9 protein-coding genes, 2 tRNA genes and 1 riboswitch are annotated in these 12,662 nt (G+C 70.4%); of the genes, 4 read left to right on the top strand and 7 right to left on the bottom strand.

Features of this window, described 5'->3' with window-relative positions; genetic code table 11:
- Window positions 1-1,030 precede the first annotated feature (1,030 nt).
- A tRNA-Glu gene (locus tag AD72_RS25505) sits at window positions 1,031-1,103 on the bottom strand.
- Between the two features lie 31 nt (window positions 1,104-1,134).
- Window positions 1,135-1,206: transfer RNA gene (locus AD72_RS25500), tRNA-Gln, on the bottom strand.
- A gap of 161 nt (window positions 1,207-1,367) precedes the next feature.
- Between AD72_RS25500 and AD72_RS25495 the strand changes: the two genes are divergently transcribed.
- Window positions 1,368-2,573 carry an FAD-dependent oxidoreductase gene (locus AD72_RS25495; protein WP_031469119.1) on the top strand — a complete coding sequence of 402 codons (1,206 nt, stop codon included), beginning with the start codon at window positions 1,368-1,370 and terminating at the stop codon, window positions 2,571-2,573.
- Here AD72_RS25495 and cobN read toward each other — a convergent pair.
- Both cobN and AD72_RS37730 read right to left on the bottom strand, forming a co-directional pair.
- Entirely contained in the window at window positions 2,570-6,148 is a 3,579-nt protein-coding gene (gene cobN / locus AD72_RS25490) for a cobaltochelatase subunit CobN (protein ID WP_031469118.1), read from the bottom strand. The two genes, AD72_RS25495 and cobN, sit on opposite strands and share 4 nt — an antisense overlap.
- Before the next feature lie 136 nt (window positions 6,149-6,284).
- Window positions 6,285-6,340: riboswitch (cobalamin riboswitch) on the bottom strand.
- Between the two features lie 21 nt (window positions 6,341-6,361).
- On the bottom strand, window positions 6,362-6,511 hold the full coding sequence (locus tag AD72_RS37730) for a hypothetical protein (RefSeq protein WP_231644960.1): 150 nt from the start codon (window positions 6,509-6,511) through the stop codon (window positions 6,362-6,364).
- Between the two features lie 109 nt (window positions 6,512-6,620).
- Here AD72_RS37730 and AD72_RS25485 point away from each other — a divergent pair, with 109 nt between their 5' ends.
- The 3 genes from AD72_RS25485 to AD72_RS25475 all read left to right on the top strand — a co-directional run bounded on the left by AD72_RS25485 (window position 6,621) and on the right by AD72_RS25475 (window position 9,990).
- Window positions 6,621-7,760, top strand: coding sequence for a hypothetical protein (locus AD72_RS25485; protein WP_063890797.1), 1,140 nt, complete (start codon window positions 6,621-6,623; stop codon window positions 7,758-7,760).
- Window positions 7,757-8,392, top strand: a complete 636-nt coding sequence (locus AD72_RS25480; RefSeq protein WP_031469116.1) for a precorrin-8X methylmutase — start codon at window positions 7,757-7,759, stop codon at window positions 8,390-8,392. The genes AD72_RS25485 and AD72_RS25480 overlap by 4 nt, the downstream gene beginning before the upstream one ends.
- Window positions 8,393-8,493: 101 nt before the next feature.
- The gene (locus AD72_RS25475; protein ID WP_031469115.1) at window positions 8,494-9,990 is read left to right on the top strand and encodes a precorrin-2 C(20)-methyltransferase; all 1,497 of its coding nucleotides are present in this window, start codon (window positions 8,494-8,496) and stop codon (window positions 9,988-9,990) included.
- Here the strand turns inward: AD72_RS25475 and AD72_RS25470 are convergent.
- Genes AD72_RS25470 through AD72_RS25460 form a run of 3 tightly spaced genes read right to left on the bottom strand, consistent with a single transcriptional unit; the run spans window position 9,971 to window position 12,647 of the window.
- Complete coding sequence (locus AD72_RS25470; RefSeq protein WP_031469114.1) at window positions 9,971-10,699, bottom strand: cobalt-precorrin-6A reductase; 729 nt, start codon at window positions 10,697-10,699, stop codon at window positions 9,971-9,973. The two genes, AD72_RS25475 and AD72_RS25470, sit on opposite strands and share 20 nt — an antisense overlap.
- Entirely contained in the window at window positions 10,696-11,439 is a 744-nt protein-coding gene (gene cobM / locus AD72_RS25465) for a precorrin-4 C(11)-methyltransferase (RefSeq protein WP_031469113.1), read from the bottom strand. The genes AD72_RS25470 and cobM overlap by 4 nt, the downstream gene beginning before the upstream one ends.
- Window positions 11,436-12,647, bottom strand: coding sequence for a bifunctional cobalt-precorrin-7 (C(5))-methyltransferase/cobalt-precorrin-6B (C(15))-methyltransferase (locus AD72_RS25460; protein ID WP_031469112.1), 1,212 nt, complete (start codon window positions 12,645-12,647; stop codon window positions 11,436-11,438). Before AD72_RS25460 ends, cobM begins: the two co-directional genes overlap by 4 nt.
- Between the last annotated feature and the right edge of the window lie 15 nt (window positions 12,648-12,662).

Raw genomic sequence — 12,662 nt, 5'->3', positions numbered from 1 at the left:
TTCAAGGGGAAGCTCACACCAAACCCTCCACGATTTCAGGGGAAGTCCATCGGTGTCTGCCCGGAGCTTGGTCTCGTGGATTTCCTCGCCCGATCGCGGTGCTTCCACTTGGTGGTTGTTGCCGCTGTGGATGACGACGTGGTGGATGCCGCTGGGGTGCTTCCGCAAAGAGGAGGTCGCCGGGTTGGAGTTGGTCTCTTGAGATTCGGTGTGCTGCGGTGGCCTGGTATTGGGCTGCCAGATTTTCTGGGGAGGGTGGTCTTCCTTGCAAGTTGGCTTGTGTGGGTAGCGCATCGGCGGGGCTGGTTGGGTCGGCCTTGCCCGTCGTGGTTGCCGTCGATCTTGTTGTTCCGGTGCGAGTAGTTGCAGGGCTTTGCCGCGATCGAGTTCCGGTAGTCCGGAGCTGCCTTGACGGCGAGTCCCCTGTACAGCGGACCGTGCACGGTTTCGACGCGGGCCAGCAGCCGTGCCCGCCCTTGGTCGAGGCCGGGAACGAGCCAGCTGGCGAGCTTTCGCCAGGCGAGCCAGGCGATGTGGCCCGCGCGCGGGGTTTCGGGGCTGTGAACGTCGAGGCGGATACCGGGCCGGTCGGCGTACAGACTTTCGTGGACACCGGGCTCGGTGGTGGTGTCGTCGCGTGTACCGGAGAACGCGTGCCCGGAGGTGGGGGCCTTGGATCGAGATCAAGGCACGGCAACACCAACGCCACACTGCTAGAGCTCGCCGAACTCGACACCGCAGAGCAGACCGCCCCAGAAACGCCAACCGACCAAGGCCAGGAGATGCTCGACGCACTCCCCTGCTCTCCGCCAACCTCAGCGACGCCCCCGAAGATCTATTACTCGAACTCTTCGAGATCACCCAACTACGTGTGGAGCTTCACAACGACATCCAGAAGGCGACGATCACCATCACCCTGCCCGCAGACCACACACCTACGGTCACGAGCACGGCAGAGGATCAACACCATGGCAGAAACGCAAGAAGCGCCTGCTCGGAGAGCAGGCGCTTCTTGCGTCGAACTGGTACGTACCCCCGATGGGATTCGAACCCACGCTACCGGCGTGAGAGGCCGGCGTCCTAGGCCGCTAGACGACGGGGGCTTGCTTTGGCTGACGACTGGTCGTCGAACCGCTGGGGTACCAGGACTCGAACCTAGACTAACTGGACCAGAACCAGTCGTGCTGCCAATTACACCATACCCCACTGCTTACACAGTGCAGCGGCACGGTCTGTGCCGTACCGCCGAGACATAAGAGTAGACCATGCCCGCGCGGTCGCCGAATCGGGGTACCCGCTTGACGCACCAGCGGTGACGGGTGCATTCTGAGGTTAATTCAACACACGTTGGAAAGGGGTGGTGGGTCATGGAGCGCACCGAGGTCTGCGTCGTCGGCGGTGGCCCCGCGGGCATGATGCTGGGCCTGCTACTGGCCCGGGCAGGTGTCGAGGTGACGGTGTTGGAGAAGCACGCGGATTTCCTGCGGGATTTCCGCGGGGACACGGTGCACCCCTCGACGCTGCGGCTGCTGGACGAGCTGGGGCTGTGGGCGAAGTTCGAGCAGCTGCCGCACAGCAAGGTGGACTCGGTCTCGGTCCCGGTCAACGGCACACCGGTGAAGGTGGGCGATCTGAGCAGGCTGCGCACCCCGCATCCGTACATCGCGATGGTTCCGCAGTGGGACCTGCTGGATCTGCTCGCGGAGGCGGCGAGCAAGGAGCCGAACTTCACTCTGCGGATGAACACCGAGTGCACCGGCCTGCTCCGTGCGGGGAACACGGTGACCGGGGTGCGCTACCACGGCCCGGACGGCGAGGGCGCGCTACGTGCGCGGCTGACGGTGGGCACGGACGGGCGCTGGTCGGCGGTGCGCGCGGCGGCCGGGCTGCGCCCGCACGAGTTCCCGGTGTCCTTCGATGCCTGGTGGTTCCGCTTGGACGCGCCGGAGAACATGCCCGCTGCGCTGACCCCGGCGGCGGGAGACAGCCAGTTCGCGGTCCTGATCCCGCGCGAGGGCTACCTGCAGGTGGCCTATATCGCTCCGAAGGGCATCGACGAACAGCTTCGCGCGGACGGGATCGAGGCGTTCCGCGGACGATTGCGCGAGCTGTTGCCGGACTACACTCCGCAGATCGACCGGCTGGCCTCGATGGACGAGGTGAAGCACCTGGATGTGCGGCTTTCCCGGCTGCGCCGCTGGCACCGGGACGGGCTGCTGTGCATCGGTGACGCGGCGCATGCGATGTCCCCGATCGGCGGGGTGGGCATCAACCTCGCGGTGCAGGACGCGGTGGCCACGGCCCGGCTGCTCGCCGAACCGCTGCTCCGGGGCACCCTGCGGGAGCGCGATCTCGCGGCCGTGCAACGGCGCCGCTGGCTGCCGATGACGGTCGTGCAGGGCCTGCAGCGGCTGCTGCACCGGGTGGTGTTCGACGAAGACGGCACATCCGGCCCACCCGAGGCGATGCTGCGGGTACTGCGCCGGTTCCCCGCGCTCTCGGCGATCCCCGCCTACCTGATCGGGATCGGTCCGCTCCCGGAACACGCGCCGCGGTTCGCCCGGCGCCGCTAACGGTCCTCGAGATCGCCCTCGGTCTCCAGGTAGGCGGCCCGCAGTTGCTCGATCGTCTCGGGATCGGGCTCGGCCCACAGACCGCGGTCGGCCGCCTCCATGAGCCGCTCGGTGATGCCGTGCAGCGCCCAGGGATTGGACTGGTCGAGGAATTTCCGCGTCTGCTCGTCGAAAACGTAGGACTCCGCGAGTTTCTCGTACATCCAGTCCTCGACGACCCCGGTCGTGGCGTCGTAGCCGAACAGATAGTCCACGGTGGCGGCGAGCTCGAAAGCACCCTTGTAGCCGTGCTTGCGCATGGCGGAGATCCACCGCGGGTTGACCACCCGCGCGCGGAAGACCCGGGTGGTTTCCTCTTGCAGTGACCGGGTTTTCACCGCATCCGGACGGGTGGAGTCACCGATGTAGGAGCGCGGCGAGGAACCGGTGAGCGCGCGCACGGTGGCGATCATCCCGCCGTGGTACTGGAAGTAGTCGTCCGAGTCGGCGATGTCGTGCTCGCGGGTGTCCACGTTCTTCGCGGCGACCGCGATGCGTTTGTAGGCGTTCTCCATATCGCCGCGCGCGGGTTCGCCGTGCAGATCCCGGCCGTAGGCGTACCCGCCCCAGACCGCGTACACCTCGGCAAGGTCGGCGTCCCCGCGCCAGTTGCGGCCCTCGATCAGCGGCAGGATCCCGGCACCGTAGGCCCCCGGCTTGGAACCGAAGATCCTGGTGCGCGCCCGGCGCTGGTCACCGTGCTCCTCGAGATCGGCGAGCAGATGCTTGCGCACGAAGTTCTGCTCGGCGGGTTCCTCGAGTTCGGCGACCATCCGCACCGCATCGTCGAGCAGGGCGACCACATGCGGAAAGGCGTCCCGGAAGAATCCACTGATGCGCACGGTCGTGTCGATGCGCGGACGGCCGAGTTCGGCGAGCTCGATCACCTCGAGCCCGGTCACCCGGCGCGAGGCCTCGTCCCAGACCGGGCGGACCCCGAGCAGGGCGAGGACTTCGGCGATGTCGTCGCCCGCGGTGCGCATCGCCGATGTGCCCCACACCGAGAGCCCGACCGAGGGCGGCCAGTCCCCGGTGTCCTGCCGATAGCGCTCGAGCAGTGATTCGGCCATCGCCTGGCCGGTCTCCCAGGCGAGCCTGCTCGGCACCGCCTTCGGGTCGACCGAGTAGAAGTTGCGCCCGGTCGGGAGCACGTTCACCAGGCCACGCAACGGAGAACCGCTCGGCCCCGCGGGCACGTAGCCACCCTGCAGTGCGTGCAGCGTGGCGTCGAGCTCACCCGAGGTTCCCGCCAGCCGGGGGACCACCTCGGTGGCCGCGAACTCCAGAACCTCGGCCACGGCCCGGTTCTGCGCACCCAGCACGGTTTCCGCGCACTCGCCCGCGCGTTCGGGATCCCAGCCGCGTTCCTCCATCGCCGTGACGAGCGCGAGCGCGGTGCCCTCCGCGGAGTCGGTGGACTCCCGGGATTCGTCGCCCTGTTCGGAGAATCCGAGCGCTTCACGCAGGCCGGTGACCGCCTGTGAGCCGGCGAACATCTGGCGGGCCCGCAACATCGCGGTGACCAGGTTGATCCGCGCCTCACCCTCCGGTGCCGCGCCGAGGATGTGCAGCCCGTCCCGGATCTGCGCGTCCTTGATCTCGCACAGCCAACCGTCCACATGCAACAGGAAGTCGTCGAATTCCGCGTCGTGCGGGCGATCATCGATGCCGAGGTCGTGATCGAGCTTGGCGGCCTGGATGAGCGTCCAGATCTGCGCGCGGATCGCGGGCAGTTTCGCCGGGTCCATCGCGGCGATGTTCGCGTGCTCGTCCAGAAGTTGTTCCAGCCGCGCGATGTCGCCGTAGGATTCGGCGCGCGCCATCGGCGGGACGAGGTGGTCGACGAGCGTGGCGTGCACCCGGCGCTTGGCCTGGGTTCCCTCACCGGGGTCGTTGACCAGGAACGGGTACACCAGCGGCAGTTCCCCGATCGCGGCGTCCGCGGCACAGGACGCGGAAAGGCCGACCGTCTTGCCCGGCAGCCATTCCAGGTTCCCGTGCTTGCCGACGTGCACGATCGCGTCGGCCTCGAAGCCCTGCTCCAGCCAGTGATAGGCGGCCAGGTAATGGTGCGTCGGCGGGAGATCGGGATCGTGGTAGATGGCGATCGGGTTCTCCCCGAATCCGCGCGGCGGCTGCACCATCAGCACCACATTGCCCGCGCGCAGCCCGGCGAGCACGATGTCCCCGCTCGCCTGGTCCACGAACAGTTCGCCCGGCGGCTGCCCCCATTTCTCGATCATGCTCGCGCGCAGTTCCTCGGGCAGGCTCTCGAAAAACGCGCGGTACTCGGACTCGGAGATGCGCACCGGGTTCCCGGAGAGCTGTTCCTCGGTGAGCCAGTTCTCGTCCTGACCGCCCGCGGCGATCAGAGCGTGGATGAGCGCGTCCGGATCGTTCGCCTCCACCCCGGGGAAGGTCTCGGCGCCGATGTCGTACCCGGCCTCGCGCATCCGGTGCAGCAGCGCGACCACGCTCGCCGGGGTGTCCAGCCCGACGGCGTTGCCGATGCGCGAATGCTTGGTCGGGTACGCCGAGAGCATGACCACGATCCGCTTCTCGGCGTTCGGAATGTGCCGAAGCCGCGCGTGCCGCACCGCGATCCCGGCGACCCGGGAGCAGCGTTCCGCGTCGGCGACGTAATGGGTGAGCCCGTCGGCGTCGGTTTCCTTGAACGAGAAGGGAACGGTGATCAGCCGCCCGTCGAACTCGGGGACCGCGACCTGGGTCGCCGCGTCCAGCGGGGAGAGCCCTTCGTCGTTGTCCTCCCACTGCGCGCGGCTCGAGGTGAGCGCCATCGCCTGCAGGATCGGCACATCCAGTGCGGCAAGGGCCCCGACATCCCAGGCGTCGTCGTCCCCGCCCGCGCTCGATGCGGCCGGGGTGGTGCCGCCCGCGGCGAGCACGGTGACCACCAGCGCGTCCGCCCTGCCCAGGGTTTCGAGCAGTTCGTCCTCGGCCGTGCGCAACGAGGCGCAGAACACCGGAAGCGGAACCCCGCCCTTGGCCTCGATCGCCGTGCACAGGGCGTCCACGAACGCGGTGTTGCCCGCGATGTGGTGCGCGCGGTAGTAGAGCACCGCGACCGTCGGCCCCTCCGTCCGCTGCGCCTCGCGCTGGTAGAGCCCCCAGTTCGGCATCGCGGCGGGCGGTTCGAAGCCGTGCCCGGTCAGCAGCAAGGTGTCGGAGAGGAAGTGCCACAGCTGCGTGAGGTTCTCCGCGCCGCCCTCGGCCAGGTAGGCGTGCGCCTGAGCGCAGACCCCGGCGGGGACCGTCGAGCACTCCATCAGTTCGGCGTCCGGGGCCTGCTCCCCGCCGAGCACCACGACCGGCCGCGGCCCGGCGAGCAGCGCGTCCAGCCCTTCCTCCCAGGCACGGCGGCCACCGAGGATGCGCACCACGACCACCTCGGCGCCCTCGGTGAGCGCGGGAAGATCCTCCAGCTCCACCCGGGCCGGGTTCGCGAGGCGGTAATCGGCACCACTGGCGCGCGCGGACATCAGGTCGGTGTCCGAAGTGGACAGCAGGAGAATCACCGGCGCGGCTCCTCACTCGCTGCGCTCCTCGGGCCGCTGGCGGCCCTACGATGCTCGCTCGTTCGTTGCCTTCGCGTCACTGTTCACTCCCATCCGGGGTCCGCGCCCCGGTTGCTCGGCGGGTTCACGATGCGGAGAGTGTCTGGCTTGTTCACAGTGGCGGGACCGCGCCGGATTCACACCGGCTTCCTCGCCGCATCGTTCGCGCTGAGCCTACCCGTTCGCGCGGAACGCCGTCACGAGCGCGTTGGCACACACCTGCGGCACCCCGGCCGGTGTGACGATGCTCGCTTCGAGCGCCACTGCCCGAATCGGCGGTGCGGGCGGTTCGCCGAGGCCGGGGTCACCGAGCTCATCGTGCATCCGCGCGGCAGCTCCGAAGAGCGGGAACGCACGCGCGCGGCGCTGCTCGACTGCTGAGCGCGTGCGGGGAGGGGCCGCGCGCGCCGGGACAGGCTCTAGGGTTGTCCGGGTGAGTGAACGGAACCGGGCGGATGCGTGCCCAGGGGTGCTCGAGCCGCATCAGGCGGCCGATGGGCCGCTGGTGCGGGTGCGGGTGCCCGGTGGAGTTCTCTCTCCCGATGCCTTGCGGGGCTTGGTAACCGCGGCCGAGTTCGGGGACGGCGCGCTCGAGCTGACCTCCAGGGCCAATGTGCAGGTCCGCGCGGTTCGCGAGCTCGGCGCGTTCGAGGAACGGGTGCGCGCGGCCGGGCTGTTGCCCTCGCGCTCGCACGAGCGGGTGCGCAACATCCTCGGTTCGCCGTTCTCCGGGCGGCTCGGCGGAACAGACGTCACATCTGTGAACAGTGTTCTCGATCGAGAACTGTGTTCGCGAACAGTGTTCACGGAGTTGCCCGGGCGGTTCCTGTTCGCGGTGGACGACGGACGCGGCGAGGTCGCGCGGCTCGGCGCGGATGTCACGGTGCGTGCCGAAAGCAACGGATGGCGGCTGCTGCTCGCCGGAGCATCGACCACGCTCGGCGCAGGAGACCCGGTGCCGCTCGCACTGCGCGCCGCCGAGGAGTTCCTGGCCATCCGCGAGGGGCACTGGCGGCTCGCCGAGGTACCGGACGGCGCGGCGCGCGTGGCGGCCGCGCTCGGCGGATCGCTGCTCCCCCATGCCGCCCCGCGCGAGGACCCGGCGCCGGACAGCATCGGCGTGTTCGAACAGCTCGACGGCCGGTTCGCGCTCGGGACACTCGCCCCGTTCGGCAGGCTGACCCGGGAACAGGCGCTGGCGCTCACGGAGTTCGGCGCGGTGCGGCTGACCCCGTGGCGCGGTGCGGTGCTGCTCGACCTGGCCGATCCGGCGCCCGCGGTGCGCGCCGCCGCCGCAGCCGGACTGGTCACCGAAGCGGACTCGCCGTGGGCCGGGGTGACGGCCTGTGCCGGTAAACCCAACTGCGCCAAGGCGATCCGCGATGTCCGCGCGGACGCGAGCGCGGCGATCGGTGCACCGGGGCGCCCGGTGCACTGGGCCGGATGCGGGCGCCACTGCGGGAAACCACGCGGTCCGGTGGTGCTGGTGGAAGCGACCGAGAACGGCTACCTGATCGACGGGGTGCCGGTCGGGGATGTCACAGCGGCGGTCGAGGCGGCGAGGAAACGATGAGTGACTACGAGTACGAACGCGACGGGCGGACCATCTACGAGCGCTCGTTCGCGACGATCCGCGCGGAGGCCGAACTCGGGGCGCTGCCACCGGACCTGGCCACGGTCGCGGTGCGGATGATCCATTCCTGCGGCATGGTCGACCTGGTCGCGGATCTGGGGTACTCCGCGGAGGTCGTCACGAAGGCGCGCACCGCGCTGCGGGCCGGGGCGCCGATCCTGTGCGACGCCGAGATGGTGGCCTCCGGGATCACCCGCAAACGGCTGCCCGCGGACAACGAGATCCTGTGCACGCTGCGCGATCCCCGGGTGCCCGGGCTCGCCGAACGACTCGGCACCACGCGCTCGGCCGCAGCACTCGATCTGTGGGGAGACCGGCTCGACGGCGCGGTGGTGGCCATCGGCAACGCCCCGACCGCGCTGTTCCGGCTGTTCGAACTGCTCGACGCGGGCGCTCCGAAACCGGCGGCCGTTGTAGGTATACCGGTCGGTTTCATCGGCGCGGCGGAATCGAAGGCCGCCCTTGCCGAACGACCGGACCTGGACCACCTGGTGGTGCACGGGCGGCGCGGCGGCAGCGCGATGACGGTGGCCGCGATCAACGCGATCGCCCGCGAGGAGGAGCTTCCGTGAGCGAGCTTGCGAGCGAGCCATCGGACACAGCCGAGCGAGCGGCCCAGCCGAGCGTCAGCGGGGCGCGGGCCGTGAGTGAGCAACAGGAGAAAGGCACGCAGGTGAACGAGACGGGTCGGTTGTACGGGGTCGGGCTCGGTCCGGGGGATCCGGAGCTGGTCACGGTGAAGGCCGCCCGGCTGATCGGCGCGGCCGGGGTGATCGCGTATCACTGCGCTCCGCACGGGCGCTCCATCGCGCGTTCCGTCGCCGCGCCCTATCTGCGCGAGGGCCAGGTCGAGGAAGTGCTCACCTACCCGCTGACCACCGAGACGACCGATCATCCCGGCGGCTACCAGGGCGCGATCGACGAGTTCTACGCCGACTGCGCGAACCGGCTCGCCGAACACCTGGACGCGGGCCGGGATGTGGTGGTGCTCGCCGAGGGTGACCCGTTCTTCTACGGCTCCTACATGCACATGCACAAGCGCCTCGCGCACCGCTACCCGACCACCGTGATCCCCGGGGTGACCTCGGTCAGCGGCGCCTCGGCCGCGCTGGGCCGCCCGGTCGCCGAGCGCGATGAGGTGCTGACCGTGCTGCCGGGCACGCTGGACCAGGACACCCTCGCGGATCGCCTGCGCAGCACCGATTCGGCGGCGGTGCTCAAGCTCGGGCGCACCTTCGGTTCGGTGCGTGCCGCGCTCGCCGAGGCCGGACGGCTGGACGAGGCCTGGTACGTGGAGCGGGCGAGCACCGGAACCGAACGCATCGAAGAGCTGGCCACGGTGGACGAATCGACGGTGCCGTACTTCTCCCTCGCGCTGGTGCCGAGCAGGGTGCACACCGAACCGGTCCCCGAGCCACCGGAACCGCGGCAGGCGGGCAACGGCAGCGTGACCGTGGTCGGCCTCGGGCCGGCCGGTCGCGAATGGCTCACGCCGCAGGCGCAGACCGCGCTCGCCGAGGCCGAGGAACTGGTCGGTTATGTGACCTATCTGAACCGGGTGCCGCACAATCCGCGGCAGCGCAGGCACGCCTCGGACAACCGCGTGGAGTCCGAGCGCGCCGAGTTCGCCCTCGACCTGGCCCGCAAGGGAAGCCGGGTCGCGGTGGTCTCCTCGGGCGATCCCGGCGTGTTCGCGATGGCCACCGCCGTGCTGGAGGTCGCCGAACGCGCGGAGTACGCCGAGGTTCCGGTGACCGTGCTGCCCGGACTGACCGCGGCGCACGCGGTCGCGGCACGGGCAGGTGCCCCGCTCGGGCACGACTACTGCGTGCTCTCGCTCTCCGACCGGCTCAAACCGTGGGAAATCATCGAGCAACGCCTCGAGGCCGCCGCGGCCGCCGATCTGGTCCTCGCGATCTACAACCCGGCATCGCGGGCCCGCACCTGGCAGGTGGACACGGCCCGGGATGTGTTGCTACGCCACCGATCCCCGGAAACCCCGGTGATCATCGGCCGGGATGTGGGCGGCCCGGAGGAATCGCTGCGGATCCGCACGCTGGCCGAACTGGACGCGAGCGAGGTGGACATGCGCTGCCTGCTGCTGATCGGTTCGAGCCGCACTCGCATCGATCCCGCGCGCGGCACCGTGTTCACCCCGCGAAACTACTGAGCCAGGCAAGCGCCTCCGGCACCGTGGAGACACTGGGCACATCAGGCGGCGCAGGCCGGGCGAGCACCAGGACCGGGACTTCCAGCTCCCGGGCGGCTTCCAGCTTCGCGGAGGTGTGCGAGCCACCCGAGTCCTTGGTGACCAGCAGCTGAATGCCGAAGCGCCGCAACAGCTCCCGCTCACTGTCCACTGTGTACGGTCCACGGTCGAGCAGGATCCGGTGCGCCGCGGGCAGCGGCGGTTCGGGGGCCTCCACACAGCGGATGAGCAGCCAGGCGCGTACCTCGGCGAACGCGGCGAGGCCACCGCGCCCGGTGGTGAGGAACGCGCGCTCGGCCAGTTCGTCGATCCGCCGCGCGGCCTGTTCGGCGTTCCGCGCCCAGTGCCAGTCCGCGCCGTCCGGCTGCCGCCAGCCCGGCCTGCGCAGCAGCAGAACCGGCACCCCGGTGCGCGCACCGGCCAGCGCGGCGTGCTCGCTGATGGTGCGGGCGAACGGATGCGTCGCGTCCACGATCGCGTCGATACCCTCGGTGCGCACATAGTCCACGAGGCCGTCGACTCCGCCGAAGCCGCCGATGCGCACCTCGCCGACGGGCAGTCTCGGTTCGCTCACCCGCCCGGCGAGCGAGCTGATCACCCGCACCCGCTCGGGCACCGCGGCGGCGAGCTCCCGCGCCTCCCCGGTGCCCCCGAGCAGCAGCAGCCTCACGGGCGCTCGCGCTCGGCCGAGTACAGGTGGCTGTCCGGGAACTGCTGCGCCGCAAGGGTTTTCCCGACGATCACCACCGCGGTGCGCCGGATATCGGCGGCATGCACCTGTTCGGCGATATCGGCGAGAGTGCCGCGCAGGATCACCTCGTCCTCCCGGCTGGCCCGGGCGACAACGGCGACCGGGCAGTCCGCGCCGTAGTTGGGCACCAGCTGCTCGACGAGGTAGTCGATCCGCTGCACGGCAAGGTGCAGCACCATGGTGGCGCGGCTCTTGCCGAGCGTGTCCAGGTCCTCGCCCTCGGGCATGGCGGTGGCGCGCTGCGAGGTACGGGTCAGGATCACCGTCTGGCCGACCCCGGGAACGGTGAGCTCACGCCCGAGCGCGGCGGCCGCGGCGGCGAAGGCGGGCACCCCGGGCACGATGCGGTAGGGCACCCCGGCCGCGTCCAGCCGGCGCAGCTGCTCGGCGACGGCGGAGAGCACCGAGGGATCCCCGGAGTGCAGCCGCACCACGTCCAGGCCCTGCTCGTGCGCGGCGCGCAGTTCGGCGATGATCGCGTCCAGGTCCAGGTTCGCGGTGTCGACCTTGCGCGCGCCTTCCGGGCACTGGTCCAGCAGTTCGGCCGGAACGAGGCTGCCCGCGTAGAGGCAGACCGGCGCGGCCTTGATGAGCTCCTGCGCGCGCACGGTGATCAGGTCCGCGGCACCCGGCCCGGCACCGATGAAGTAGACGGTCACTGCTCCTCCTTGCGTACAACCAACTGGGTAACGGGAAGCGCCGGCCGCCAGGCGGAGAATCCGCCCACCGCGGCCGGTCGCGCGATCTCGATCTTGGTCAGGTCCCCACCGTGTTTCGCATGCCAGCCGAGCAGCAGCTGCTCGGATTCCATGGTGACCGCGTTCGCCACCAGCCGCCCGCCTGCGCCGAGCGCGGCGAAACAGCCCTCCAGCAGACCGGGCGCGGTCAGCCCGCCGCCGATGAACACCGCGTCCGGAGTGGACAGTCCCGCCAGCGCCTCCGGTGCCGCACCGCGCACCACGTCCACCCCGGGCACCCCGAGGCTCGCCGCGTTGCGCTCGGCGCGGTCGGCCCTCTCCGGATCCCGTTCGATCGCGATGGCCCGGCAGGACGGATGGGTACGCGCCCATTCGATGGCGATGCTGCCCGCTCCCGCGCCGACATCCCAGAGCAGTTCCCCGGGCAGCGGGGCGAGCGAGGAAACGGTGATCGCGCGCACATGGCGTTTGGTGAGCTGCCCATCGCTGTCGTAGACGGAATCGGGCAGGCCGGGTGCGCGCGAGTGCGCGGGCCCGGCAGAACATTCGATGGCGAGGGTGACCAGGGATCCGGTGTTCCCCGACCAGTCCCTTGCCCGGGCGCGGGTACTCGATTCGGTTGGCGCGCCGAGGTTCTCCAGCGCGGTCAGCGTGCTTTCCCCGTAACCGTGGGAATCCAGCAGCGCCGCGATCCTGGCCGGTGCGCGCCCATCCGCGCACAGCACCAGCAGCCGCCGCCCTGGAGCCAGCCCGGCGAGCAGCGCGAACTCCGAGCGGGCCAGGGTGCTGTAGCAGTCCACATCCTGGACAGCCCAGCCGAGCCGGGCGCAGGCGAGCGAGGCCGCCGAGGGATGCGGGTACACGCGCACCCGTTCGGTGCCGAGGGCCTCGATCACCCGGACCCCGATGCCGTACCACATCGGGTCCCCACTGGCCAGCACGCACAGTCCGGATCCGGCGTGCTCGCGCAGCAGTCCGGGCAGCGCGGGCAGCAGCGGAGAGGGCCAGGCCACCCGCCTGGCGCGCACCTCAGCGGGGAGCAACCCGAGTTGACGTTCGCCGCCCAGCACCACGCCGGCCGCGCGGATCGCCTCGGCGCTCGCGGGGGCCAGCCCGGACCAGCCATCCGCGCCGATCCCGACCACCGTCACCGGTTGCGAATCATGCACGCTGCGCTCGTCCCT

It is taken from the genome of Sciscionella sediminilitoris (genome assembly GCF_000737195.2).
Classification (GTDB): domain Bacteria; phylum Actinomycetota; class Actinomycetes; order Mycobacteriales; family Pseudonocardiaceae; genus Sciscionella; species Sciscionella sediminilitoris.
Note: the sequence above shows the minus strand (reverse complement) of the source record. Positions and strands in the feature narration are given on the sequence as shown.